At 67.7% G+C, this 24571-nt stretch carries 23 protein-coding genes and 4 pseudogenes; 16 read left to right on the top strand and 11 right to left on the bottom strand.

The annotated features are described in order from the left end of the window. The first annotated feature begins 132 nt into the window (after positions 1–132). From ACFWXC_RS47510 to ACFWXC_RS47485, 6 genes and pseudogenes are all read left to right on the top strand, one after another. Positions 133–471, top strand: coding sequence for a hypothetical protein (locus tag ACFWXC_RS47510; protein ID WP_384489549.1), 339 nt, complete (start codon positions 133–135; stop codon positions 469–471). Positions 472–507: 36 nt separating this feature from the next. Next, on the top strand, positions 508–1176 hold the full coding sequence (locus ACFWXC_RS47505; RefSeq protein ID WP_384489547.1) for a hypothetical protein: 669 nt from the start codon (positions 508–510) through the stop codon (positions 1174–1176). Positions 1177–1292: 116 nt separating this feature from the next. Beyond that, positions 1293–1541: a hypothetical protein gene (locus tag ACFWXC_RS47500; RefSeq protein WP_384489545.1), complete on the top strand. Its 249-nt coding sequence runs from the start codon at positions 1293–1295 to the stop codon at positions 1539–1541. Positions 1542–1801: 260 nt separating this feature from the next. After that, positions 1802–2338, top strand: a complete 537-nt coding sequence (locus tag ACFWXC_RS47495) for a hypothetical protein (protein WP_384489544.1) — start codon at positions 1802–1804, stop codon at positions 2336–2338. A gap of 1 nt (position 2339) precedes the next feature. Next, entirely contained in the window at positions 2340–2996 is a 657-nt protein-coding gene (locus ACFWXC_RS47490) for a hypothetical protein (protein ID WP_384489542.1), read from the top strand. 137 nt (positions 2997–3133) lie between these two features. Further along, positions 3134–3328 (top strand): annotated as a pseudogene (locus ACFWXC_RS47485) (DUF4158 domain-containing protein); the annotation flags it as partial. Here the strand turns inward: ACFWXC_RS47485 and ACFWXC_RS47480 are convergent. After that, positions 3235–3558 carry a hypothetical protein gene (locus ACFWXC_RS47480; protein ID WP_384489589.1) on the bottom strand — a complete coding sequence of 108 codons (324 nt, stop codon included), beginning with the start codon at positions 3556–3558 and terminating at the stop codon, positions 3235–3237. The pseudogene ACFWXC_RS47485 and the gene ACFWXC_RS47480 overlap by 94 nt on opposite strands. A 181-nt stretch (positions 3559–3739) precedes the next feature. Then, a complete protein-coding gene (locus ACFWXC_RS47475; RefSeq protein ID WP_384489540.1) occupies positions 3740–4705 on the bottom strand; it encodes an ArsR/SmtB family transcription factor in 966 nt (321 codons plus the stop codon). Between the two features lie 899 nt (positions 4706–5604). On the opposite strand from ACFWXC_RS47475, the gene ACFWXC_RS47470 reads away from it, so the two are divergent. Next, positions 5605–6033, top strand: a complete 429-nt coding sequence (locus ACFWXC_RS47470; RefSeq protein ID WP_384489538.1) for a hypothetical protein — start codon at positions 5605–5607, stop codon at positions 6031–6033. Continuing rightward, positions 6009–6590 (top strand): hypothetical protein, encoded by a 582-nt coding sequence (locus tag ACFWXC_RS47465; protein ID WP_384489536.1) that lies wholly within the window; start codon positions 6009–6011, stop codon positions 6588–6590. The genes ACFWXC_RS47470 and ACFWXC_RS47465 overlap by 25 nt, the downstream gene beginning before the upstream one ends. A gap of 62 nt (positions 6591–6652) precedes the next feature. Here ACFWXC_RS47465 and ACFWXC_RS47460 read toward each other — a convergent pair. After that, positions 6653–7063, bottom strand: a pseudogene (locus ACFWXC_RS47460) (transposase); the annotation flags it as partial. A gap of 432 nt (positions 7064–7495) precedes the next feature. Here ACFWXC_RS47460 and ACFWXC_RS47455 point away from each other — a divergent pair. The 5 genes from ACFWXC_RS47455 to ACFWXC_RS47435 all read left to right on the top strand — a co-directional run bounded on the left by ACFWXC_RS47455 (position 7496) and on the right by ACFWXC_RS47435 (position 11664). Further along, positions 7496–8908: a type II toxin-antitoxin system prevent-host-death family antitoxin gene (locus tag ACFWXC_RS47455; protein ID WP_384489534.1), complete on the top strand. Its 1413-nt coding sequence runs from the start codon at positions 7496–7498 to the stop codon at positions 8906–8908. A 127-nt stretch (positions 8909–9035) separates the two neighbouring features. Continuing rightward, the gene (locus ACFWXC_RS47450) at positions 9036–10052 is read left to right on the top strand and encodes a hypothetical protein (protein ID WP_384489532.1); all 1017 of its coding nucleotides are present in this window, start codon (positions 9036–9038) and stop codon (positions 10050–10052) included. Beyond that, positions 10052–10624, top strand: a complete 573-nt coding sequence (locus tag ACFWXC_RS47445) for a hypothetical protein (RefSeq protein ID WP_384489530.1) — start codon at positions 10052–10054, stop codon at positions 10622–10624. The genes ACFWXC_RS47450 and ACFWXC_RS47445 overlap by 1 nt, the downstream gene beginning before the upstream one ends. A gap of 48 nt (positions 10625–10672) precedes the next feature. Next, positions 10673–11452 carry a hypothetical protein gene (locus ACFWXC_RS47440; protein ID WP_384489528.1) on the top strand — a complete coding sequence of 260 codons (780 nt, stop codon included), beginning with the start codon at positions 10673–10675 and terminating at the stop codon, positions 11450–11452. A gap of 68 nt (positions 11453–11520) precedes the next feature. Then, positions 11521–11664, top strand: coding sequence for a hypothetical protein (locus ACFWXC_RS47435; RefSeq protein WP_384489526.1), 144 nt, complete (start codon positions 11521–11523; stop codon positions 11662–11664). A gap of 903 nt (positions 11665–12567) precedes the next feature. Here ACFWXC_RS47435 and ACFWXC_RS47430 read toward each other — a convergent pair. From ACFWXC_RS47430 to ACFWXC_RS47415, 4 genes and pseudogenes are all read right to left on the bottom strand, one after another. Further along, on the bottom strand, positions 12568–13680 hold the full coding sequence (locus tag ACFWXC_RS47430) for an IS701 family transposase (protein ID WP_384489524.1): 1113 nt from the start codon (positions 13678–13680) through the stop codon (positions 12568–12570). A gap of 96 nt (positions 13681–13776) precedes the next feature. Next, on the bottom strand, positions 13777–14250 hold the full coding sequence (locus ACFWXC_RS47425; RefSeq protein WP_384489522.1) for a hypothetical protein: 474 nt from the start codon (positions 14248–14250) through the stop codon (positions 13777–13779). A 200-nt stretch (positions 14251–14450) separates the two neighbouring features. Further along, positions 14451–14570 (bottom strand): annotated as a pseudogene (locus tag ACFWXC_RS47420) (Rmf/CrpP fold protein); the annotation flags it as partial. A 425-nt stretch (positions 14571–14995) separates the two neighbouring features. Further along, on the bottom strand, positions 14996–15178 hold the full coding sequence (locus tag ACFWXC_RS47415; protein ID WP_384489520.1) for a hypothetical protein: 183 nt from the start codon (positions 15176–15178) through the stop codon (positions 14996–14998). On the opposite strand from ACFWXC_RS47415, the pseudogene ACFWXC_RS47410 reads away from it, so the two are divergent. The 3 genes and pseudogenes from ACFWXC_RS47410 to ACFWXC_RS47400 form a co-directional block, all read left to right on the top strand. Beyond that, a pseudogene (locus ACFWXC_RS47410) lies at positions 15120–15350 on the top strand (DUF1524 domain-containing protein); the annotation flags it as partial. The gene ACFWXC_RS47415 and the pseudogene ACFWXC_RS47410 sit on opposite strands and share 59 nt — an antisense overlap. 121 nt (positions 15351–15471) lie before the next feature. After that, the gene (locus ACFWXC_RS47405) at positions 15472–15819 is read left to right on the top strand and encodes a sigma factor-like helix-turn-helix DNA-binding protein (RefSeq protein WP_384489518.1); all 348 of its coding nucleotides are present in this window, start codon (positions 15472–15474) and stop codon (positions 15817–15819) included. After that, the gene (locus tag ACFWXC_RS47400) at positions 15806–16420 is read left to right on the top strand and encodes a hypothetical protein (protein ID WP_384489517.1); all 615 of its coding nucleotides are present in this window, start codon (positions 15806–15808) and stop codon (positions 16418–16420) included. Before ACFWXC_RS47405 ends, ACFWXC_RS47400 begins: the two co-directional genes overlap by 14 nt. Before the next feature lie 28 nt (positions 16421–16448). On the opposite strand, the gene ACFWXC_RS47395 is transcribed toward ACFWXC_RS47400, so the two are convergent. The 4 genes from ACFWXC_RS47395 to ACFWXC_RS47380 all read right to left on the bottom strand — a co-directional run bounded on the left by ACFWXC_RS47395 (position 16449) and on the right by ACFWXC_RS47380 (position 24383). Then, complete coding sequence (locus tag ACFWXC_RS47395) at positions 16449–17057, bottom strand: transposase (RefSeq protein WP_384489515.1); 609 nt, start codon at positions 17055–17057, stop codon at positions 16449–16451. Continuing rightward, complete coding sequence (locus ACFWXC_RS47390) at positions 17039–17521, bottom strand: winged helix-turn-helix domain-containing protein (RefSeq protein WP_384489513.1); 483 nt, start codon at positions 17519–17521, stop codon at positions 17039–17041. The genes ACFWXC_RS47395 and ACFWXC_RS47390 overlap by 19 nt, the downstream gene beginning before the upstream one ends. 880 nt (positions 17522–18401) lie before the next feature. After that, complete coding sequence (locus ACFWXC_RS47385) at positions 18402–21749, bottom strand: hypothetical protein (RefSeq protein ID WP_384489511.1); 3348 nt, start codon at positions 21747–21749, stop codon at positions 18402–18404. 1068 nt (positions 21750–22817) lie between these two features. Continuing rightward, complete coding sequence (locus ACFWXC_RS47380; protein WP_384489509.1) at positions 22818–24383, bottom strand: ATP-binding protein; 1566 nt, start codon at positions 24381–24383, stop codon at positions 22818–22820. Between the last annotated feature and the right edge of the window lie 188 nt (positions 24384–24571).

Raw genomic sequence — 24571 nt, 5'->3', positions numbered from 1 at the left:
CATAGCCGGTTTCCGGGTTTCCGGGCGAGTGGGAAACCGGCAACTCCTTCCGCTGCGCCGCCCGGTTCCGGCACGGTCCATCTCGTCGGGCAGCCGCCCGGCATCCGCAACCCGGAACGGAAGGTGAACCGCGTGTTCACAACGGCGAAGAAGAAGGCCGTCGCTCTGGCGATCCTGGTCGTCCTCGGCGGAGGTGCCACGGCAGCCACGGCCCAGGCGGCGGCTCCCACCGGACAGCAGCTGACGGCGTACCAGCAGGACGCACAGGGCCAGGGCATTCCGTGGGGAACCGTCGTGAAGTTCCTCAAGGGGACAGGTCTTTGGAAGTCACTGGTGCAGGCCGCGAAGAACGGCCGGGACGCGTTCCTGAACCTGTACCACACCCTTCCGAACTGGATCATCACGAAGCTTCACGAGTGGGAAATCGACGCCGAGAAGCTCTTCGACATGATCAACAGCCTGTCCGGCTGACCAATACGACCCGCCGACGAGAAGAGGAGTCCCCTCATGTCCGACATCACCCGATGCAGCCGACTGGCAGCCCTCGCCGTCACCGTCACCGTCTGCGCCGCCGCGGCCGGCCTGGCCCCGGCCGCGCAGGCCGCCGTCCCGGCCACGACGCCGGCCCCGACCCACGCTGCGGTCCGTGCCATGGACCGCGCCGTGCAGGCCGCGACCGGCACCGCTGACCGTCTCACCCCGAACGCCCCTGCGGCAGCGGGCCGCGTCTGTCTGTTCGTCGCCCCAACCGCGGTGGGCGCCCTGGGCCATGCCGGATGGGCCGTCATGGACCGCTCCGGACAGTGGTACTCCGGCGCCACCGAGACCACGTCGGCCAAGGGCTTCAACGGCAACTGGCTGCGCGGCCCCGAAAACGTCAACTCCATGCTCGGCCACTTCAAGGACCAGCGGCGCAACAACGACCCCTACACGCAGTTCCGCTGCAAGAACACCTCCAGCGGATCTCCCGCGGGCGCGGTCACCAAGTTCAAGGGGCTCATGGGCACCGACTACAACTGGCTGACCAACAACTGCCTCACTCGGTCCGTGGCCACCCTCAGGGCGTACTCCAGTGCGATGAACGGCCTGAAGAGCGGCGTCTCGGTCGCGCCGAACACGTACTACACGGTCTACCTCAGCTACGCGGGCTGGGAGTCGAGCATCCCCCTGCGCTAGATCCCACAGCCGGGCGCATGCCACCCTCACGCCGACGCGGGTGGCATGCGCCCACCTGTGCAACAGCCCATTTCATCGAAGACTCCCGATGCTGGTGATCACGGCGGCCGACGCCGATGTTGCCGCTGGCCGTCTCCGGCGGCTGCACCATCCCCAGCGTCTCCGGGGGCCGGACGGCGCTCGGGTCGGGCATCGACGTCCGCGGTCCCGGCCGGCGCAGCGGCGGGTACCTCATCGGACCCGGATCCGCCGTGGACGGCACGCGCTACGTCATCACCCGCGACGTCCCGATCCTCCAACTCCCGAACTGGATCGCGGACCGGCTCACCAACTCCTGGGCGCCCAAAGCACGCCAGAGCTGCTGACTGCTGCTCTGCTCCGGCGGCCGCGATGCAGACGTGCCCCGGTTGTCAGTACCGCCAGGTACGGTGGATATCCGTAGTAACGGCATGCCGCGAACCGCCGTTTCCGCTGTTGCCCCGCGCCCACGCCGCACCGGGGCAGCGCCGCCGGACAAGGACCGAAGTCGGGTCCCGCGCAGCACCACCCGAAGGATCCGTCTGTCCGGCTGCGCCCATTCACGCGACGTCCGGCGGGGAGCGTGGGATCCCGCTTGGAGACGACTGTGACCAAATCAGGCAGCGACTACCTCAAGCGCCGGGCCCGGGAGATCGCCAGTTCCACCGGACGCCGGTTCCCCGACGTCCTCGCCGAGCTGCGCCGCGGACCCCGTACGGCGGCCCGGCAGCCTTCCAATGAACTCGTCCTCGTGTGCAACGGGATGGCCCACCCGATCGACGGCGGTCGATGCGCCCGCGCGGCCGGCCACCAGAACGTCGACGGCTGGGGCTGGTGCAGCTGGGGACCCAACGACGCCGTGCTCGTCTGGGCCGGCTACTACGAGGCTCAGGCGCAGGCGCGGCGGGAGCAGGAAGACGCCCGCCGTGCCGCGCTCACCCCGCAGGAACGGGCCGACGAGGATGCCGAGTCGGAGGCCGCCTACTGGGCGGAGATGGCCGAAGCAGCCCGGGAGCCGTACGACCCGTACGACGACAAGTACCAGGAACTGGTCTGGGAAGCGCAGAACGAAGCGCGCTGGGAGGCCGAAGCCGACCGCGACGACGCCGGGGACCCGTACATCGACTCGTACCAGGAGGCGTGACGTGACCACCGCCGCCCTCAAGTCTTACGGCCCCCTGCAGTTCCCCGACCGCGCCGGCCTGGCGCTGTGGCAGTTCACCCGCGCGCAGCGCCTCGGGCTCATCCTCAGCCCCGACGTGGCCGGCGGCCGATGGTCCGCCGCCGTCTTCGACGACGCCGTCGCCCGCATCGACACCATCCGGCAGGCCGTCGGCACCCTGCCCGACGTCGGCGCCACCCGCGCCGAGGAACACCTCGCCGCCCGTTTCTCGATCACCGTCCACGCCGGTACTGCGGCCGAACTCGCCCGCCGCGGGCACCTGCCCGTCGTCGGGGAGTACCGGGACCGCCCGCTCTACTGCGGGCTGGCCCTGGAGAGTTTCCGCGACCGCCGTAAGGTCGAACGTGCCTCGGCCGCTGGCCAACTCCACATGCGTGACGCTGCCGCCGAGATCCTCGGCGTGAGAGAGCGCGACTTCGACCACCTCGTACGGGCCGGGCTGCTCGCCCACTCCGAGATCGTCGAGGGACAGCACCACACGCAGGTCCGCCTCTACCGGCAGGCCGATCTGGACCGGCTCACCCGAAGCCGCCGCATCGACTGGCCGGCCGTCCATGCGACCCCCAAGGGCCATCGGTCCCCACTCGCCTCACTCCCCACCAGGTCGGCCGACCGGTGACCGTACCGAGCGTCCACAGCGCTGGCTGCCCGCACGATGACGAAGATCTCCCGCTGCCCCACGTTCGTCGCTACGCCGTCCCTCACCCCTTCAATACGGGATCGCGATCCAGCAGCAGTCCTCCGGAGGACGGGGCGCGGCGGTTCTTCTTCCTCGACGATGACGACCGTGATCTGATCGCGCTGCGTCGTACGGACGCGCACCAGCTGGGCATGGCGGTGCAGATCTGCACCGTTCGCTACGTCGGCCGGTTCCTCGGTGAGGACCCGCTCGCGGTGCCATGGGAGGCCGTGGAGTACCTCGCCGGGCAGCTCGGCATCGACGATTCCTCGCCGAAATAGACGTCGGCGTCGGCCGGCTCCATCTCCCACAGTGGACGGCTGAACCTGTCCCGGATCAGTTCTAGATGGTTGGTGTGGTTGCGGATCGTGCTGTCGACCAGACCGGCCGAAGCCCTGGCGAGCACGAACTCCGCCAGCACATCGGTCTCGAACTCGGCGAGCTCCTCCTCGCTCACCGGCGCCTGATACTTGTGCAGATCGCGCACTACGGCCAGAGCCAACCCACGCCTCCACGGCTTCACCCAGGCTGAAGGAATCCCGACAGGAATGACGGTTGCGCACTCCGAACGAGGTTGGGTGAGAACGGCCTACTGTCACCCGGACGAGGTATCAGGCCCAGGTCCAGGCACTCTCAGGGGCGTCAGCGAGCTGCGGACGAAGGCGGAACTCGGGGACTATTGCTCACCCTTCTTGTGGTGCTGGGAGAGAGCCGGTGAGGAGTCCGAGCCCCAGCGGGGTGCAGGAGTGCCAGACGGTCTTGCCGTCACGGTGAGCGATGGTGAGGCGGGCGGCGCGGAGGGCTTTGGTGTGTTCGGACACGGAGGACTTGGCCAGGTCTAGTTGGGAGGCGAGGTCGGTGGTGGTGCGTGGCCGGGTGAGCTGTTCCAGGATGGCGGCGCGGGTGCGTCCCAGCAGCGTGGCCAGGGCATTGGCGGTGGGGTCGTCCAGGAGGGGGAGCGGGGTTACGGCCGGGTAGACCAGGAACGTTGACTGGGCGTATCTGCCGACCAGGGGCCGTCCGGTCCAGAAGACGGACGGCAGCAGGGTGATGCCGTGTCCGTCGAGTGTGACCTCGATGTCGTCGGTGCTGTCGAACTCGAGGGTGGTGCCGTGCCATCGTGCCCCCGGGGCGAGGCCGGTCAGCGTCGCACGGATGCCCTGGGCGGCCAGGGACTGGACGCGCCAGGCGCGTTCGGCGTCGAATCCGGCGCGGATGCGGTCCCATGAGCGGGCCAGAATGCCTGCGTGCACTGACCGTACGGCGTGTTCCAGGATCTGCCAGGCCTCCCGGTCGCGGTCGGCCAGCAGGCGGGTCCACGGGATTGGGCGGCGGCCGGCGGCGTGTACGCGGCTTAGTTCGGTGCGGACGAACGGGGTGGAGGCCGACAGGACCTGGTCGAGCCCGTCATCGAATCCCCGGCTCATCGGGTCCAGGAACAACGGCCCTTTGGCTGTGGCGGGCACCAGTTCCAGCAGCGGCCCCGCGGAGCGCGGCAGGGTGTGGAGCGTCCGCCGCCGCCAGGGGGTGAACAGCGGATCGGGCCGCTGCAGCGCTGCGATGGCGAGTGTCAGCTCGACCATGGGTGCTGGCTCGTCGGCGAAGGTCACTTGCAGCAGATCCTCGGCGGTGAAGCACAGCCGCAGCACAGTTCCCCCTTGCCATGGTGAGTCAGAGCAGGCACCTCACAGTTCGGCCAGGAGCGAATCGAATGCGAGAGCCGTTCTCGAACCTGATGGTGGGACAGCGGTTCCGAGTGTGAGCCGTACGTCGGACACGGGGAAGCGGCTAACCGGCCACAGGATCACAAGACTGCTTCCGCAGCACACCTGCCAGCGCTTGATGGGCTACCGGGGCAACATCCCATCGGCTCCGAAACAAGCACTGAGTAGATCGGACAGACACCTGCTTGTCCCAGACGTCGCATTGCTGTCGACAGCACGCCTGCCGGTCACATCGTCGTGTCCAGCATGGCTTCGGTTAGACAAAACACATGATTGGAGAAGCAAATGCGCACACGCCTGGCAGCCCTTTCGGCTGCCGCTGCCGCAGTCGCTGCCCTCGTTCTCCCCGCCACGGCGCAGGCAGCCACAGCACAGACCTCTGCCCCCTCGTCTGCCGCCGAGTGGGTGGTCCACAGTGGCCCCTATCCGTACCTGGACAGTTGCCAGCGCGCAGGTAGGGCCTACGGCTACAACTCCAATAACTCGTACTGCAATCAGGTCTTCCTCGGCCGTTGGTACCTGATCGTCTGGGAGTAGCCGTTAGCGCATGCTCTGCCAGCTTTTCTTGCGGCCCTCCGGCCCGAGCAGGCGCGCCCACTACCCGGCCTCATCTCCACCGACCATCACTCGCCACGCTCCCCACGCCGCCCGCGCACCCGGACGACGGGACATACGGACCGCCGCCCATAACATCGCCACGGCCACCACCGTCAGACAGACGACAATCACCGCCAACATTTCGAAACAGGCGGGGAACTTTCCTTTCACGCGAAAGTCCAGTTCTCGACCAGCCACGCGACGTCTGTTACGTCCAGACTCTTTTCGTGCCTTTGATAGTCAAGGACGGAGAGAGGGGGACGTTCAGGTCCAAGTGGAGAGACACGGGACTGGCGGCTGTAGCGATGGCCGCGTTCATCGCACCGGCCGTGGCGGTTGGGACGGCCGGCCCGGCAGCGGCAGACGCGCCCTGCGGGACATCAGCGCCGGACCTCGACGGCAGCTCCTGGGCGTACTCCGCCAACGGCCACAACATGCGCGACGGCTCCAACGTCCAGTGCGACATCAACGGAATCGCCTACTCATCCCACCGACTGGACTACCACTGCTACACAACGGCCTACAACGGTTCCATGTGGACGTACATGCGCAACGACACCACGGGAGCCCAAGGCTGGATCGCAGACTCCAGTCTCGACGCCCGCCCAAAAACACGAAGGGACTGCACGCCATGCACTTCCGGCATTCTCGCCTAGCTACCGCTGCCGGCCTCCTGGCCGCCGCCCTCATCGGTACCGCAACACCAGCTGACGCCCAGACCGCCGCAAGTGGAGACAGCTTCGCCACGCAGGCACGCACCGCCGGGCTGTCCGCTTCGCAGGCCCAAACGCTGCAAAAGCGGATCGACACCCGGTTAGCCGAGTTCGGCGGCGTTCAGACAGCCGCCAACGAGATCAAGCTGCCCAGCGGCATCGAGCTGCTGCTGCCGCTCCCCGGCGAGGCCCGCGCGCGCGATCTCGACGCCCCGAAACAGACCACGAACGCCCAGGCACCAGCCTCCTGCGCCTACTACACATTCTGCGCCTACGCAGGAACGAACTTCACGGGCGAAGTGCTGCGACAGGCGGACTGCGACGACTTCTTCAGCATCCCCTGGAGCAGCGACGGATCCTGGAGCAACAACCAGTCCAGCGGAACCAGGGCCCGAATGTACGACGAAATCGACATCCTGATCTACACCACGCCGGGCGCCTATTCGGAGGACCGCGTCGGTGACTGGGAACCCGTCTGGTGGGTGGATGCCTGCAACTGACCGGTAGGCACGACGCGGACCGCTGGTGCGGCAAGCCGGGGCCGGTGGAGGTCGACGGCCATCTAAGCCGCGAGGACCGCGGCGGAGCGGTAGACGATCGCGAGTTTATCGAACCTCGTGGCCAGGCCCCGCCACTGCTTGAGCAGCGCGAAGGACCGCTCGACGACGTTGCGGTTCTTGTAAGCGACCAGGTCGAACTTCAGTGAGCGTCCGCCCGATGAACCGCGGCGGCGTCGGTGTTCCTGCTCTGGTCGCGTCGTTCAGGGATGACCGCGACGATCCCGCGAGCCTTGAGGTTCCGCTCGGATCGCGCGGGAGGAGTGGGCCTTGTCCCCGAGCAGCATGGTCGGCCTCGTGCGGGGTCGGCCCTGCTCCGGTGCGCGGGACACGCGCAGGTCTTCCAGCAGCAAGGGCAGGGACTGTCCGTCGTGTGCCTGCCCGGGTGTTACGACGAGGGCCAGAGGTCGGCCCTGCGCCCTGGTGGAGGCGGGCGCCGCTGCAGCGTCTGTGACCTCGACGTGCTGATCGACTGACCTGCTCTTCGAGTGAATCGACGGCCGGCGGATAGCTGGCCGTCGAGATCGGATAGCCGCTCCCGCGACCGACCGCCGTCAGCACCTGGGACAGACGCCTGTGGTGATCCGGTCCGCAGCCCGAAGGGCAGGAGCACGGCAGCGGGCATTTGAGCCTGTCGGGTCGACGGGTGTAATCGTCTGCGGATGGTGTGGAGCTGAGGCCGGGACCGGTAGCCCCGGCCTCAGTGCTGTCCCCTTCCGGACTCGTCAATATGCACACCACGAAGTCACCAATAGTGAGTGAGGTTAACAAAGAAACTTAGTGAGTCTGACGGATAAGTGGGTGAACTCTGCTATGATGACGGGCAGTTGAGTGTCATAGGAGGGTGAGTGAGCCAGTCACCGCAGGAAGAGGGTGCGATCAACGCGACCACGGCGCGGAACAAGCTGTACGCGCTGGTGAAGCTCGCCGAAGAGGAAGGGCGCACCACTGTGATCACCAAGCACAGGGTGCGCGCTCTCCTGGCGCCACTGGACAGGTTCCCGGCAGCGCGGAAGACCGAGGCCTTCCCGGCCCACGTGCTGAGCGCTGCGCAGAAGGATTTCGGCGACCTCGTCACGCTGGCTGCCCAGGGCCAGCCGCAGGTACTCATGCGGAACAGCACGCCGGTCGCGGTCCTGCTCCCCGCCGACCCCTCCCCTGATGCCCTCTCATCCGACACGGCCGCGCACCCCGGCGCGGCGACCGCAGGAGGTGCGGTGAACAGCCAAGGCCACCAGAACCGCGGCACTGCGCCGCGCAGGCTCGCCACGCTCGGCGACGCCATCGGTTCCGTACTCACCGACGGCCCCGTCGGCGGCCCCACCTTCGGACTGCCGGGCCTGGACGCCGCCACGGGTGGTCTGCAGCGGGGCAGGCTGACGCTCGTGGCAGCCCGTCCGAGTGTCGGCGGGAGTCTGCTGGGTCTGGCCGCCGCGCGGAAGACGGCGCTCGCCGACCGCCTCAAGGTCCTGTACGCGGCCTCGGGGCCGAACCGGGACGACATCTTCCGCCGGATCATCGCCGCCGAGGCCGGTGGTGAATACGCGCGTCTGAAGCAGGGCCGCCTCACCGAGCATGAACAGCAGGTCGCCCATCAGGTGGTCCAGGCCGGGGACCTCCTGATGATCGATGACGGCAGTGACCTGACGGCCGAGGACATCAAGGAGACCGCCCCGCACATGGAGGGCCTCGCCCTCGTGGTCGTTGACCGCCTGCAGGCCGCGAACAGTGCCCGCCTGCCGCTGTCCGGGGACCGTCTCCCCGACGCCTCCCAGATTCTGGCGACTCTCGCGCGCACGCTGCACGTGCCGGTGCTCGCCATCGTGGACAGCGACGATCCCGCACTCCTCGATCTCCTGGACGCCGACGTCACGTTGACCCTCACGCCGACCGAGGACCTTGCTCGGGTCCAGGTGGTGGTCGCGGAGCGCGACTTCGGCACGATCGGCTCGGCGTACCTGCAGCCCGATCTGGTCCACGCCCGCTTCCTCGACGCCGGCGCCGCGCCGCTCGAACGCGCCGACAGCCCGGCGGGCCGCGGGCCTTCGGCGGCCGTCGGCGGAACAGCGGCGCTGGAACTGGCCGAGGCCGCCCTTCCCTACACGTCCGGCGGACACCAGGGGATCCCCGCCGCCCTCACCCCGCGAGCTGGCGGCATGGCGGACGGCGATCGCGGGCGGCGACCAGGGCACGCTGAAGGAGATCCTGCCGACGCTGCTCCAGGCGGCCGCCACGGTCTCCCAGTGGCCGGATACCCATGAGGGACACCGCCTCGCCGCCGCGCTGCACCCCTACGGCACGCCCGAGTCCGCCGACACCACCGAAGACGCCGGCCTGTCCGCTGCCGCTGTTCACGCTCCGGCTGACAGCGGACAGGCCCAGGCCGACGTGACGGAGGACGAGGACGACGGCGAGGACGGTCTGAAGCCGGGGGATGAGGAGGACGAGCCCGAGGGCGCAGTCTTCCCGGGCCTGCGGATCCTCAAGGAGGCGGTCGGCCGCTCGAAGATGCACCCGATCCCCGTCATCCGGATCGAGGACCGCGACAGTGCCCCGTGGACACTGATCACTGAGGACATGGTCGGTGAGCCCAGCTGGCTCCACGCCGGCGTCACGAGGACCCGCGTCCCGTACATCAGGGCGAACGGGAAGCGCGTCAGGCGAGACCGCCTCGATGTACCCGAGTCCTTCGGGGCGGGCGTGCTGTGCCTGATCGACCGCAACGGCAGCTTTCCGTCCGCCTGTTCGGCCGTCCCCCTCGCGCCGAACGAGCTGAAGCGCACCGGTCCGCTCGACGCGTACGACAAGGCCAAGGCCGGCATCTACCTCATCGACATCCCCGCGTGGAACCGCACGGACATGCCGCACCCCTTGGGCCAGATCCTGGCAGCGCCCGATGACGAGGGCCGCGTGTGGGTCTCCACTCCGCACATCAGGCTCCTTGCCCGGCTTGTCAGGGAACGCCACCTCGACGCGATGCCGACCATTCACGACTCGTGGACCGGGCGGGCCAACGAGTCGCTCTTCAAGCCGTTCTACGAGGCGACCAAGCAGGCGCGGGCTGAGCTCGTCGAGGCCGGCGGCGCCCCGTACAAGGCGTACAAGACCCGGCTGTCCATCGCGCTGCGTCTGCTGTGGCCCAAGCGTGCCGAGCAGAAGTCCCCGTTCTGGCGGCCTGACTGGCGCGTGAGCATGGTCGCTGAGGCAGAAGTCCGGCACTGGATCATGGCTTTCACTGCCGTGCTGGCCGGCCACACCCTCGTCGCCCTGCGCAACGTCGACCTTGCTATCTTCTGGACACCTCCGGGCACGCCTCCGGACACGTACCGGATCGGGACCGGCTTCGGTGAAGTGAAAGCCAAGTACGTCCTGTCCGGCGAGATCATCCCCGAAGGTGACGACTGATGGCCGGCCCCACCGGACGCGGCAACTCCCTGGGCGCCGCGCTCAACGACCTCCTGCGCTCGCAGGTCACCCCCCGCCACCGGCTGTCCACCTACACCGCCAAGCACTGGCACGCCCAGCTCTCCCAGCTGACCGGCACCCGCCGCGGCTACCAGGCACTGGAGGACGCCGGCCTCGGGGTGACGACCCAGACCCTGATCAACTGGCTGTCGGATCCCGAGTACAACGTCCGCCGCGGCTACCGCGACATCATCCACACCGCCTACGAGAACGCGGCGACCGTCCCCGCCGACCCGATCCCCGACCACGTCAAGCGCGGTCAGTTCGAGATCAGCGGCGTCGTCAGGACCGGCGAGGACGAACGCGAACGTGGTACCCGGCGGGCAGCGCCGCTGCGGATCGACGGCAGCCGCGGCACCTGGGACGACATCGAGCAACTGTGGCTGGCCGGCGAGCTCACCGACGACGAGTTCGAGGACCACTTCATCGACGACGTCATCGTCGAGGACATCGGCGAAGGCACCGACGGATGGGAGTTCCCCGGCGCCTCGTACGCCGTCGAACTCCGGTAGCAGCGTGCGCAACGGCCCGCACACCCACAGCAGCAAGGGAATCCGGACATGGGCAACCCCGGCCAGCGCCCCCTGTTACCACTGGTCATCGTGCATCAGGAGGCGGCCGCGCATGCCCAGCACCGCGTTGCCAGCCTGCTCGAAGCCGCCGGCGCCGCACCGGCAGAGGCCCGGCGCCTGATCGCGGTCATCCAGGCCGGCGCCGTGGAAGCCGCCCACGCGGAGGTCATCGAACACGACGCGGATGCCCCGCCCGGCCGCAGCGCCCCCTCTGACGCGATCTGGCGGGGTGCCGTCGAGGCGGTGGCCGGCCTGCTGACCCACATCGCCGACCGCACCGTCCGCCAGGCCCAGCCGACAGCCGAGCTCTCCCGGACACTCCCACCTGCGCCAAGCCGCACTCCGCGCCGCTCGACGACGATGGTCGACAGCGTGGGGGAGGAGCAGGTGCTGCGGGTTCTGGAAACGGTCGAGCGGATCTTCGTGTCCCTGACCGGCTACACCCAATTCGACCGCGACCTGTCCGAGGAGATCCTCCCCGTCATCCTCAAGGCGGTCAGTGCCGAGCAGCAGGACGGCTACGTGAGCCGCCTGGAGGCCTTCGCCGCGGACAAGCGGGAACGCCTCGCGCGGCTGTATGCCCTGTACGGGCCGGGAGGTCGGTTCGAAGACCGGGATCTGTGCTACCTGCCCCACCAGCCCGAGAGCCTCGTGGTCTGCGAGCGCCTGGACACCGTTCCGCGGTGGCTCGACTCGGTATGGAACGACGAGATCGCTGCCGCGCTCGTCCTCGACCGCGTCACCCAGTACTGGCGCTTCGGGATCTGACCACCCGCAGGAAGCGTCTCCCTCGGCCGGCACCAATCGGACGAGGGGCTCGTGGAGAGGACACGGACATGGCTCAGCTGAGGATCCGGGACCTGTGCGGCCTCCTCGGCCGGGCGCCCAGGAGAAGCGACCTGGCGCAGGACGGGATCCGTCTGGTGTACGACGGCCAGACCGTCCATCTCTCCACCGCCGACGATTCCGCAGGGTGCTGAGCTCGCCTGCACTTCTACTGCTAGGGCCTGTCCGGCCGCTCATGTGACTGTCCCACGCGGTGCTATGCGCGTGATCGCCTAACCAAATCCGAACCCCCTGCGGATGGTTGAGCAGCGATGTCCGAACCATTTGCCAGTGTCCTGTTGATACCCATTAGAGGCCCATTAGACGAGAACGACTTACCTACCGGTTCCTTCACGTACCGGGCGAGCACTCTCGACAGGCCAATGTGAGAGGGGTCACCCTGGCGCTTACGTCCCCTTCGAGGGCCGCCAGCTCGCACCTTGCACGTGAAGGTACGAGCTTGGCCTTCACGGCGCGGAGGCCGAACTTCCGCACCTGTAGGGCTTCCTGACGGAGGCCGGAAGGGAGACGTGGTCTCGAAGCCGATGAATTGGCTGAAGGACCGGTGGCAGAGCAGGTTACGACCGCACGTCTCTTCAGAGAGGGTCTCCGCGGCTTGCGAGGTGTTCCTCGTGGCCGCGTGGATCTGGGAGAAGTGGCTCTGAAAGGGGTGAGCCCCAGCTGAGACGTCAGCTAGGGCCCACTCGCACCGAAGCCAGTGGCCTCGTCCTCGTGGTCCGTCGGGTAGCGCCGTCGGGAGGGCGGGGTCGCTGGCCACTGGTACGCGGCGTCAAGGAGATTTCGCGTACCGCTTGACGAGAGAATCCCAGCGTATCCGCAGGTACGCAAGGGGGGGATGTACTACCCAAATGCCTCATAGGCGGCAAACATCTTGTGCGGATCCAGGCACGGTGCAGTCACATGATCAGCCTGACAGGCCCTAGTAGTGCTTCGTTAGGTTCTGGTTCTGCGGGTGGGTAGGGGGCGGCCGCAGGTGGTGCAGGTGCCGGTCCAGCACCTCAGCAGGTCCTGAAAGATGTCGAGGACTTGGTAGAGGGTCAGGCCGGCGTGTGGGCTTTTGGGTCGAGCCGCCGCAGGGTGAGGAAGGCCTGGGCGGCGGTGACGAGGGTGACGTGGTGGTGCCAGCCGCGCCAGGTGCGGCCCTCGAAGTGGTCCAGGCCCAGGCCGTGTTTGAGCTCACGGTAGTCGTGCTCGATCCTCCAGCGCATCTTCGCCCACCGCACGAGTTCCCCGACGGGTGTGGTGGCGGGAAGGTTCGAGATCCAGTAGCCGGTCGGGGCTTCCTGCCCGGCAGGCCATTCCACCAGCACCGTGTATGTGGGCAGGACACCGTCCCACCGGTAGTGCCCGCCGCCCGCCTTCTGAGCGGCGGCCAGGGCCTGCTTGCCTGCCGGACGCAGTGTGAGCACGCCGAACCGTGAGGTCATCCGCCCTTTGCTGCCCTGCCGCCAGGTCACCTCAGCGTGCACGTCCGTGGTGAGCTGGGCCGCGTGCTGGGACAGGGCTCGTGGCGGGGTGCGATAACGCGGCAGGGTCGGTGGTCCCAGGCCGCCGTAGTCGGGCTGGTGCGGCTCCGCCTCCGCGGGGTGGGCGACTTCCTTCCCGGTCAGTGCCAGCACATAGGCCAGACCACGTTCCTCCAGTGCGAGGCGGAACGGGGGGCTGACGCCGTAGCCGGCGTCAGCGACCACGATCGGGGCATTCAGCCCCCACGCGGCGAGCATGTCGAGCAGGCCGAGCGCCAGACGCCACTTCTCCTGATGACCCGTGCCCTGCGGGACTCCGCTCGAGCCCCGAGTGACGGAGCCCCCTTTTCGGGCCCCCGCAGCATGCTGATGGGCACGGACGATGGTGGAGTCGACAGACACGAGCCAGTCGATGTCCCCGGCCGCGTCCGCCCTCGCCTGGGCGGCCTGGAGCATCCGCTCGAACGTGCCGTCCAGAGCCCACCGGCGGAACCGGGTGTGCAGTGTGGCCCACGGGCCGTACCGCTCGGGCACGTCCCGGCAAGCGGTCCCCGTACGGAACTTCCACACAATCCCGTTGAGCACCGTGCGGTCGTCCAGTCGCTTCCTGCCCCGCAACGACTCGGGCAGCAGCGGCCGGACGAACTCCCACTCAGCATCCGACAGTTCATGGCGACGTATCACTCGGCCGTGATCCACCACTGAAGATCATTCGAAGACACCGCTTAGCGGGCGAGAGCTGCTCGCCCGGCGGCATCTCGAAGCGGTCGGGAGATCCGTTCAGCCGATGGTGAAGCGCTGGTTCTGGGCGCCTCGGTCGCAGCGGGCAGTGCGGTAGTAGCCGTTGTCCTGCTGGTAGAGGCAGCGGCCCGTGCCGACGCTTTGGAGCATGATGGCGCTGCGGGCGGCGGGCTGGACGGTGCGCCACTTCTGGTATGAGCCGCCGTTACAGCGCAGGGGGTAGACGTCGCCCCGGTCATTGCTGTCGAGGCAGCGGCCCCAGAAGTTGTTCTTAAGAGTGGTGCTGGTGTTCAGGCGGCCGTTCCACTGCCACAGGAGGCTGCCGCGTCCGGTGGTGCAGCGGTCGCCCTTGAGGCCGGTTTCGGAGCTCTCGCGCAGGCAGTCACCGTAGCGGTAGTTCGCGAAGCGGCTGGTGGCGGTGGCAGCCGAGGCGGGTGTGGGGGTGAGGAGGGGGAGGGCGAGGCCGACTGCGGCGATGAGGGCGGCGAAGGCTTTCCGGGTCGGGCGGCGCACTGGGGGTCTCCTTACAGCGGTTTTCAGAGGTACCTCGACAGGATTCCCGAACACCACCGCCTACGCCTGAAAAATGGGGAAAACCCCCGGATCGAGCCGCTCATGCCGGCCGATCCGGTCCGGGGACAGCGCTGGGCCGATCACCGCGGCACGCTCGAGACCATCGCTCATGATGTGGGCGTGACATTTGAAGACAACTCCTAGCCGGCGCGGTCCGGCTGGGCGGACACGGGGCGGGTCTCGGCGTAACCGCGAATCCACACGGTACGCAGCGTCGACGTGCTCGGGTACGGGCGGACCGTCGGCGGGTCGCCCCGCTCACCGGCCTCGCGAACGCAGAACGAACGGTTTCTGACTGGCGCGTTGTCCCAGGGCGGCGTTCAGCGGGCCTGGCGGATCGCTTCTGCGGTGAACTTCTGTCCGCCATCCGGGGGGGCGCCACTCCTACGCCGCCGCTCCGCAGGCGCGTGAGCCGCTACCTGTCTTGACCGGCAAGCCCCTGCCGAATCAGGAGAGGTGAAGGCATGCGCCAGACCAAAACGAAGTTCGCCCTCGTGGCCGCGATCGCCACCGTGTTGCTCGCTCCCCTCGCGGCCGCTCCCGCTGCCGCCACAACACACCGTGCCCCTGACAGCACAGCCAGCGCAGCGGCGGTACGCCGGGACCTTCCCGAGCCGCCCCCCGCTGACATCGTCCGCAAGGAACTCGGCGAACTGAACGTCGCCGCCCCGCACCCGATGACCGGCTACTCAAGGGCGAAGTTCCCGCACTGGGTCATCCAGTACGGCACCTGCGACACCCGGGAAGTCGTCCTGCAACGCGACGGCCAGGACGTCGTCCAGGACGACCAGTGCCGTGCCGTCTCCGGTGTGTGGGTCAGCGCGTACGACGGCAAGGTGTCCTCGAAACCGTCCACTGAGGTCGACATTGATCATGTCGTGCCGTTGGCCAACGCATGGCGCTCCGGAGCGGACGCGTGGGACACCGCGCTGCGCCGCAAGTTCGCCAACGACCTCATCGAGCCCCAGCTGATCGCGGTCTCCGCCTCCAGCAACCGGCAAAAGGGAGACCAGTCCCCCGACCAGTGGGCACCGCCCCTGCGCTCCTACTGGTGCACCTACAGCCGCGCCTGGACGCACGTGAAATACACGTACCACCTCAACATCACCGAGGTCGTTCATCCGGGCCCTGGACCGCTGGCCCCGGATCCAGGCCTACGACGTGCCCGAGCTGTGGGTGCGCCGGGTGGCGATCAACCTCGCGGTCAGCGAGATCCGCCGGTTACGCCGGCGTGCCGCGGCTCTGCTGCGCCTGGGTGCCCAGCGCCCGCTGCCCCACCTCACGCCGCAGACCGTCGAGGTCGCCGAGATGCTGCGCCGTGTTCCGGTGAACCAGCGCCCGGTGCTGTTGCTGCACGACGTACTGGATCTGCCGATCGAGCAGGTCGCCGAGCAGCTGGGCCTGCCGGTGAGCACCGTGCGCGGCAGACTCGCCCGAGCCCGCGCGAACCTGGCCCGCCGTTTCGCCGCCGATCCGGAAGGAGCTCTGTCCCACCATGACCGACCCTGAACACGGACTTCGCCGACTCGTCGAGGAGGGCGCGCGGGCCGCCCGGCAGCCGCCCCTCGCGGACCTACGGCGCAGGGCCCGGCGCCGCCGCACATTCCGCGAGGTCGCGATGGTCACAGCCGTGGCCGCCACGGTGCTTGCAGCCTTCCCCCTGGTCGCCTGGGAACGTTCCGGAACCAGTACACCCGGTCCGACGGCGCCCCACACCCCCCAGCCCACGGTGACCGGCCCCGCCAAGCCTCTGCTCGCCTCGCCGTCCGAGACCGTGCCGGGCGGCACGATCACGCTGACCGGTACGGACTGCGCCCCCGGGAAGTCGGTGACCGTCGGGATCCGCTGGGACCGCGGCGCGAAGCTGAACCTCTCCATGGAAGAACAGAAAGAGTCACCGGGGCAACCGCAACCAACCGCCACGGCCGCCGGGACATACGAGCTGTCCTCGGTCAGTGCACTCGCGACCGGGTCCTTCGAGGCCAGAGTCAAGATCCCGACCACCACCGCGGTCAACAAGCCCACGCTGTGGGCCCGTTGCCAGACTGCAGCCCCGTCCCACCAACTCACCCAGAACGTCTCGATCGTCGTCCGCAGCCCCTACCAGTAGGGCTCCGTTACTGAGCTCGCCGGATTGTTTACGGGCGCTGAGTGAGGGTGAGTCCGGTGCCGGCGAGGCAGCCGTCGATGAGGTCGGGTCGGAGTTGGATATGACGCAGGCCCCGGCGCAGGGTGCGTTCGAGATGCTCGTCGTCGGTGAAGGCGGTGTTGGCCAGCGGGCCGCGCCGTAACAGCGACCAGATACCCTCCACCGGATTCAAGTCCGGTGCATAGGAGGGCAGTTGCACGATGGTGAGCCAGTCATGTGCGGCCGCGTACTCACGCATCCCGGCGGCCCGGTGGACGTTGAGATTGTCCCAGATCAAGACGATGGGGGCGCCGAGCTCGATGTGGGCGCGGACGACCAGGTCGCGGTAGTCACGCCAGGAGAAGCTGTCACGTGCTGTGCCCCTGTGCTTGCGGTGGCGGTGCGGCCGGTAGACCAGCCGGGATGCCTCGCCCGGCCGGTAACAGCACATGCCGGCGATCGACCAGCGGCGCCAGGACCGGCCCCGCACCCGCACCACGGGCGTATACCCACGACGGCCCCAGGTGCGGGCTCGTGGCGGCGTCATCGAGAACCCTGCCTCGTCCTCGAAGACGACAAAGGCCCCGAGCGCCGCCGCAGTCATTCCGCCTGCGGCCACACGTCCTTCTTCCACAGTTCGACCGCATGCTCGTCGCGCTCCATGGCCCTGCGCGCGGGAGACTGCCAGGACCAGCCGTGGCGGTGCAGCAGCAGCCATACCGCCGCCATCGAGCAGTCGATCCGGAACCTGAAGGCGATCACGGCTCTGATCCGTGCCAGAGTCCACCGCTGGTCCTCCCAGCCGTGCTCGGCGGGTCCCAGAGCCAACTCCTTCTCCAACTCGGCGAACTGGCCGTCGGACAGCCTGGGCAACTTCGGCGGCCCTGCGGTGGCGAGAGCATCCATCCCGCCCTCCCGCCAGGCACGCCGCCAGCGTTCCACCGACCGCTCGCTCACCCGCAGATCCTTCGCAATCACCGCGGTCTTATCGCCGCGTGTGAACCGTTCGCCCGCCTCGTACCGGATCCGCTCACGAAACTGTCGCCGCTCGGCGGTCAATCCGCCGCCCTGCGTGTACCGCATACCACCGGCCTACCGCAGGGATCAGCACCCGACAACAACCCGAAGAGATCAGTAATGCGGCGAGTTCTCTGCGCGGTGGCTCAGCTCGGTAGGCCGACGCCACCCGCCGCTGTATCACGCCCACCGCCACATCCATCACCGGCTGGCCCCCCGGATCCGCGTTTGCTTCGCAACCTCCGAGGGACACCGGCCCGGCGCCGTGAGTCCGGCGGGTCGGCCACCTGTCGGACTCACCAACCACTGATCACGCCCCTGACCGGTGCGGCCACATCAGTTACCACCCATGCCAGCCCCGTTGATCAGGATATTTCCCATGGTCAGCGCCTTCAGGGTGAAGTCGACCCGCTGATGGTCCAGGTGTCACCGTTACAGACCGGGGGGCCGTATGTGTATTTCTTGCCCGTTTTAGTTGTGCCGACTATTTGATAGTTTTGATGGCACTCTCCGTCACGGCCTCCCAGGCGATTGATACTGGAGCCGGTGTCCCCTCCTGGCGATGCGCCCGCGACCTGCACCAAATGGATCGCCGGGTCGTACCTTGTCGGAAGACGATTGATTTCGAAGTGAATTCCCTCGGTGGTCTGGTTCTTGATTTTGAATTGAGGTGCCGGCTCGCAGGAGGCGAGACTCGCCAACGCGAATGCCACGCATATGTAGGCGAGTATGTGCCTCCCTCGCCCTTGGACGTGTTGATCCACCTACGGCCTTCCTCTGATTCTTCGGGTACTGCCGCCGCCGGAACTGTCACCGTCACTCTCCCGCCCCTGGGGCCGCGCATCCCGGGTGGGTGACGAGGCGATCGGCCGACCGGTGTGCCGTGGGGCAAAGGTATGGCACACCGGCCGGCCGGAGTATCAGCCCGGGGGCTGGTGGCCCGCTCTCAGAGTGCGGGTGCGGTGGTGAGGAAGAGGGATGATCCGGGGTCGGTCATGGTGTTGTCGACGCCATGGCTGGTGCCGGTGATGTCGGGAGAGTAGTTGTTGGTCTCGTTGTGGGCCCAGTCGCTGATGGGCGTGCCGCCGACGTCGAGATGGTGGAAGGCGGTGCCGTCCCAGCCGAAGTCGAAGATGCGGTGCGGCTCGCTGTAGAAGGTGACGATCGGGCCGGCGACGTCGTTGTTGAGGCGTTTGGTCATGGTGTTGTTGAAGAAGACGTTGCGGTAGCCCGAGGAGCCGGACCACTTGACGGCTTTCTGGCCGGCGGCCCACCAGATCGGGTACCAGTCGGAGTCGTCGGTGCCTCCGCCTCCTTCCTCTCCGCAGTTGACGGTGCAGTTCGCGGAGCGGTGGGCGTAGGGCACGTGGACGGTGTTGAGTTCGAAGAGGTTGTTGCGTTCGTAGCCGCCGTGCAGGTTGAGGTCGGAGTCGAGGTCGTTGCCGATGGCGACGTTTCCGCTGGCGGACCACTGGAAGGTGAAGTGGCGCAGGTTGCGGGAGATGTTTCCGGCGTAGACGGAGTCCCAGACGCGGGATCCGCGGAAGTAGCCCCGGCCGCCCTTGCCCTTGTTCCAGGCGCCGTCGAGGTAGTTGCCGGTGATGGTGAGGTTCTTGGCCTCTTCGGTGACGATGGGGTGGGAGCCGGTCATCTCGGTGTGGATGCCGTGCACCCAGCCGTTGACGGCCCACTTGAACAGGATGCCGTTCATCGCGCTGGCCGGGTCCATGTTGCCGTAGTTGTGGGTGGCGTCAGCGCGGTTGAGGCTCGGCTCGTCCTGGGTGAGGTAGAAGTTCTCGAAGCCCACCCCCAGGACGGGATCGACCAGCGGGGAGGCTTTGGAGTCGAAGGTCGTACCGTCGATCTGGGCGGAGCCGTCGGATATGGAGGTGACGGGGACGTCGTACTCCAGGGGCTTGTCCACCGTGATGGTCTTGTTGGTGGAGTCGACCGCGGTGATGGTGAAGATCTGCTGGCGCATGTGCAGGTTGAGCAGCGGCCACTGGGTACCGGTGGCGTTCATGCTCTCGTAGAACTTGACGCTGTTGGCCGCGCGGATGTTGACGTACCCGCCGACCTTGAGGTTGGTCAGGCTGGCGTTGGTGGCGAGGTAGACCTTGGTGTCGCCGGTGCGGGCGGCGAAGCCGGTGTCGCCGGGCTTCTCCCGCAGTTTCACGCCGACCTTCCAGTGCACGTTGACGGTGCCTTCGAAGAGGTCCTTGCGGTTGGCGGGGGCTGCCGCGTACTCGGTGGCGTAGGCGGAGTTGATGGCTCGGGACTGGACGCGGAACAGGGCGCGGCCGGGCCAGATCCAGCCGCCGGAGGCTGACCCGGAGGTCATGGCGTCCTGGTCCCAGTCGGTGCCGTCGGCGGTGATCGTGTCGTAGCGGGTGTTGGCGTCCGGGGCGAAGTGGATGGCCGTTCCGGTGGCCGGGTCCGCTCCTGACCCGCGGATGACCAGGTAGTCGGCATCGACGTAGATCTGGTGGGAGACATTGATGACGCCGAGGGGCAGGGTGATCCGGCTGAGCTTGGTGTAGGAGGCGGAGGGCGAGCAGTTGGCCTTGATGTAGTCGATGGCGTTCTGGAGCCCGGCGGTGTCGTCGATGCCGTCGTCGGGGACCACGCCGTACGCCGTGGCGAGCTCGTCCGCGGTGATCTCGCAGCTGGCGTCCGTGTTCATCTCCGTGGCCCCCGGCAGACCCGCCCCGCTGCGGTAGCCCGCCTTGGACCAGTCGTACAGGCCCGTAACAGCGCCGCGCCGGTTGGCGGTGGACAGGTCCAGCTGGTTGAAGGAGGTGAGCTTGGCCTGCCAGGAGACTGTCTCCGTGTCGTCCATGGCCGCGGTGGAGTCCGCGTTGAAATCCGTTCGGGTCAGAACGAGTGTCTCGATGAAGCGGGCGTCGTCGACGGGCACGGAGATGGTGCCGCTGACGGGCCTGTCGAGCTGGGTGACGGTCGGGTACTGGATCCCGCCGGACGTCGACGCTCGGGGCCACTTGATGAGTGCGGCGCTCACCTCTGTGGGCACCTGGACCGTCAGCAGACCCAGCTGGTCCGAGGAACCGGTGGCCTGCGGTACGAGATCGGCGTACAGCGTGCCGCCCGGCTGCAGGCTTGCGTACTGGGTCCCGGTACTCGCCGCCGAGCCGGACCATGCCAGATCGTATGTCTGATGTGCTGGCCGGGCCGGACCGTTCGCGTCGGCATCGGTAGAACGAGTGTTATTCGCAGTAGCGAGCCGGGCACGCCACGCACCATCCGCCTCGGCCGTGGAATATCCGCCGACGGTCACTTTGGCGCCCTTACCGGAGTTGGCTTGCTGTGACCATGCAGTGCCGGGCGCCGAGAGCCGGTAGTTAGCGATGGCGAAACCCGCCAATTCGTCGTGCAGGTCAAGGCCGTAACCGGCGAAGACCGTGCTGATCGCGTCAAGCGGCAGGATGTCGTTGTGATCCATGACCTCCCAGGTCCTACGGACCGCGTCCGCTGTCCCCGCCCGCTCGCTCAGATACTCCGCGAAAGGGAGCTCACCGTACTGCCGTGACGCCGAGAGGCCGTCCCAAGCATTGAGCGCACGCTCCGGTTCGCTGAGGAAATCACCGAGGGCGTTGAGGTAGTAGGATCGTTGCTCCGTCTGGTACTCGCTTTCAGAAGTCCAGACATTGTTCGACGACCAGCCCGGGTCATAGGCCAGCGGCCAGTACGGGTCCCGAGCGTAGGTCTGTCCGGTCGCCCACTGCGCGGTGGACTCCATCCACCAGTTCAGCGAGGCGAAGTCCCCGTCAAACCACTGGCCCGGAAATAAGTCCCAGATGAAGCCACCCGTCGACAAGTACTGGTACTGAAACGCGTGAAACAGCTCATGCCGCACGAGAGCGTCGTAATCAATCGGGTCCTGCGGCATCCAGATCGAGGGCTGCTCCCCCGGACCGAACGGGGCAGTGAGGGCCGCCGCATCACCGAAGGCGTCATGCAACGAATCGCCGACGAAGATGGTGAATCGGCCGCCCGGTTCCCCGTACCCCATGCCGGGGATGGTGACCGAGCCGACCTGCTCGCCGGAGGTGTAGATGGCATACGCCTCCTCGGCCGCATTCGCCATCTCCACGATCGCGGTCGGCACACCGTTGGCGCCGCTGGACTCCGGCAGTCCCTGATTGTGGTTGTAGAGAAGGGCGAAGTGGTCGGTCGCGTAGAGGCAGTAGTAGGGATGGGACACGAACATGGCGCCCGTGTCGAAGTAGGACTCGCTGCGGCACCCCGGATCCGTGCTTTCAGCCGTAGCGCTCACGCCGGAGACTGAGGACTGCAGCACGCGGGAGCCGGCCGACGAAGCAGTGGCCGCGTCTCGAGAACTCTTCTTTGCGCTGGAGCGCTGAGTGATGGGCGCGTAGTTGGGGTGCACCTTGGTGACCCGGACGGGACGCTCCAGCGATGCCTGGATCCGCTTGACCCATGACTGCGTCTCAGGACTGGTGTTATGAGCCTGCTGGAATAGGTAAGTCAGGTACAGGGGCGTGATCTCCTGGAGCGACGCCGACGTTCGCCACGTTTTCGGGACGGCACCCGGGTCGAAAACCGAGTTGATCCCGTACCGCACCATCTGGTCCACCGTGAGCTGATGCTTGCGCCAGCCACGGACGACCTTCTCTTTCGAACCGAAGTCCGGGACACGGGATGCTGCCTTCCTGGCCGCCCGTATCTGTGTCTGACTCGGCTTCACCTCGTGAAAAGGCCGACGCGCCGGAGATCCGGGCTTGTCATCTGCCTTTGCTGCTGCCGGTTTCGCGGACATGGCCTCGGACGGGGGTGCGGCGCCCACGCACGCCAAGAGACCGCCCACGACCCCGACGACTAACCATGTTCTTAAGCGATTTGACACACCGTGTGCCATATGAATGATCCTCCCCCTGTCAACAGATCAGTGCAGCGAGCAAGGATCTTCGCATCATTCACACCAGCCTCACAAGATCTAGTCGATGAACATACGTGACAGCGCTGTTACGGCAGCCGCGGTTCATGCCGTATGGAGGCTTATATGCTGATCCTGTTCCAGCGTCGGTGGTGCGCCGTCGCGTGATGCAGATGGCGGCAATGGGCCGCACTCATAACGGAGCCTCCAATTCCGGTGAACCGGAGCTACATCCCCGCCGCTGCGTCCGCTGTCTGATTTCCACCGGTGGTCAGCACTTGCGTATGACGAGCGAACAGTAGTAGCTAACGCTGGTCCTGTTGACGCACCCGACCACTACTGCCATCGACTCCATTGCCTTGGGCGGGTGCAACCTCGACGGCCGCTGCCCCGACTGAGCCAGTCGCTTTGGCACGCCGCGGACATACTCTGACCTGCCCTGCGTCGCTATGACCACAGCAACTGTGGGTTCGGCTTTGAGCTCCCGTCGGAAATCGTGAACCCGCGGCCTTTTGCTGACATCCGGGCGTCGGTATCAAACAGCTGGCGCTCACGCGGGTGCAGAAGGTGTTGCGTGATGAACGACCTGCCTGCGACCTTCCACAGGCCACGCCCCTTGGTGAGAGCGGAGACCGCCTGGGTCTCGACGCCGGTGAGCCCCAACAGGGAAGTCGCAGAGGCGAGTTGGTCGGCTTCCCGGCGGTAGATGATCCGAGTGGAGCAGTCGGTGAGCAGTCCCTCTGCCAGGGCCCGGCCGCGGGAGCCCGCGTCACCCGCGGCCAGCAGGTCGCTGAGGCGGTGGATGACCATCAGGTTCGCGATGCCGAGGCCGCGGGAGAGCTTCCACTGGCTCTGCATCCGTTCCAGCAGGGCGACGTGCCGCATGACACGCCAGGCTTCGTCGTAGATCACCCAGCGCCGTCCTCCGGCGGGGTCGGCGAGTGCGGACTCCATCCAGGCGGAGGCACAGGTCATGGCCAGGACGAGCGCGGTGTCGTCGCCCACGCCGCCGAGGCGGGACAGGTCGATGGACAGCATTGGCGCGCTCGGGTCGAAGGCCACGGTGCTCGGCGCGTCGAACATGCCGGCCAGATCGCCGTGCACGAGCCGGCGCAGCGCGTGGGCGAGGTCCTCGGCAGCATGCCCGAGGCGGCCGGACAACTCGCCGAGCGCGGCGTCGAGGCGCTTGGGGGAGCCGAGGACATAGGCGACCTCACCCAGCAGCGGCGTGGTTCCTTTCGCCTCGGCATAGGCGACGACCTGGTCGAGCGCCACATCGAGGGCGGTGTGTTCCATGGGATGCAGCTCGCGCCCCAGGACCGTCTTCGCGAGCGAGCCGAGCAGCAGGAGGCGCCGCTTGCGGACCTCGCTCGTCCAGTCCTCCTCGCTGACGCCGAAAGGCCGGGCGGGCGCGTCGAGGGGGTTCAGGCGCCCTGGCAGGCCGGGGCCCAGCGCGATGGTCTGCCCGCCCAGCTCCTGGGCGACGACGGTCCACCCGCCCTTCGGGTCACAGGGCACGTAGATCCGGTAGCCGAAGGCCACGGCGCGTACCGCGAGGGACTTGGCCAGGGCGGACTTGCCCATGCCGATGATCCCCGCCAGCAGGATGTTGGGATTGGTGAAGCCGTCGAGGCGCCCGTACAGGGCGAACGGGTCATACGCGAACGCCGCTTCCGCGTGGACGTCGCGGCCGATGTAGATGCCCTGCGCGCCGAGGCCGCCCTCGGCGAGGAAGGGGTAGGCCCCGGAGGCGGTGGCCGTGGTCATCCGGTGGGCGGGGAGCTTGAGTCGGCCGCCGCGGGCGGAGGTCGGCCCGGGGCGGCCGGCGGTCGGGTAGGTGGCCCGCAGGTCGGGGTCGAGACCGGGCGCGGTCGGGCGGGGTTCGGGACGGGCAGCGTGCCGGGCCTGGTCGCGGGCGGCGGCGAACTGGTGACGGGCGTCGCGCGCCGTACGGCGGTCGTTCTTGCGTGGGACGAACAGCGGGCTGGCGCTGGCACGGGTACGAGAGGCCATGGGGGTCGTGCTCCTGGCGGTCAGTGGCGGGTGAGGCCGGTGAAGGGGTCGCGCAGATCGGCCGGGGTGTGGTCACGGCGGACGCGGGTGGCGGTCGCTAGTGTGATGCGCCAGAAATCCTGAGGGTTAGTTCTGCTCTGTTTTCTGGCCGGTGGTTCCGACCTTGGTGAGGTAGTGGGCGAGGGAGT

It is taken from the genome of Streptomyces sp. NPDC058683 (genome assembly GCF_042716195.1).
GTDB lineage: Bacteria > Actinomycetota > Actinomycetes > Streptomycetales > Streptomycetaceae > Streptomyces.
The sequence above is the reverse complement of the archived record's forward strand: the minus strand, read 5'-3'. Positions and strand labels throughout refer to the sequence as shown.

Coding starts and splice junctions, on each gene's coding strand:
- ACFWXC_RS47500 (WP_384489545.1), top strand. CDS start 1,293: ATGTTGCCGCTGGCCGTCTCCGGCGGCTGCACCATCCCCAGCGTCTCC.
- ACFWXC_RS47380 (WP_384489509.1), bottom strand. CDS start 24,383: ATGGCCTCTCGTACCCGTGCCAGCGCCAGCCCGCTGTTCGTCCCACGC.
- ACFWXC_RS47445 (WP_384489530.1), top strand. CDS start 10,052: ATGGCCGGCCCCACCGGACGCGGCAACTCCCTGGGCGCCGCGCTCAAC.
- ACFWXC_RS47400 (WP_384489517.1), top strand. CDS start 15,806: ATGACCGACCCTGAACACGGACTTCGCCGACTCGTCGAGGAGGGCGCG.
- ACFWXC_RS47465 (WP_384489536.1), top strand. CDS start 6,009: ATGCACTTCCGGCATTCTCGCCTAGCTACCGCTGCCGGCCTCCTGGCC.
- ACFWXC_RS47435 (WP_384489526.1), top strand. CDS start 11,521: ATGGCTCAGCTGAGGATCCGGGACCTGTGCGGCCTCCTCGGCCGGGCG.
- ACFWXC_RS47505 (WP_384489547.1), top strand. CDS start 508: ATGTCCGACATCACCCGATGCAGCCGACTGGCAGCCCTCGCCGTCACC.
- ACFWXC_RS47440 (WP_384489528.1), top strand. CDS start 10,673: ATGGGCAACCCCGGCCAGCGCCCCCTGTTACCACTGGTCATCGTGCAT.
- ACFWXC_RS47415 (WP_384489520.1), bottom strand. CDS start 15,178: ATGTCGACCTCAGTGGACGGTTTCGAGGACACCTTGCCGTCGTACGCG.
- ACFWXC_RS47390 (WP_384489513.1), bottom strand. CDS start 17,521: ATGCGGTACACGCAGGGCGGCGGATTGACCGCCGAGCGGCGACAGTTT.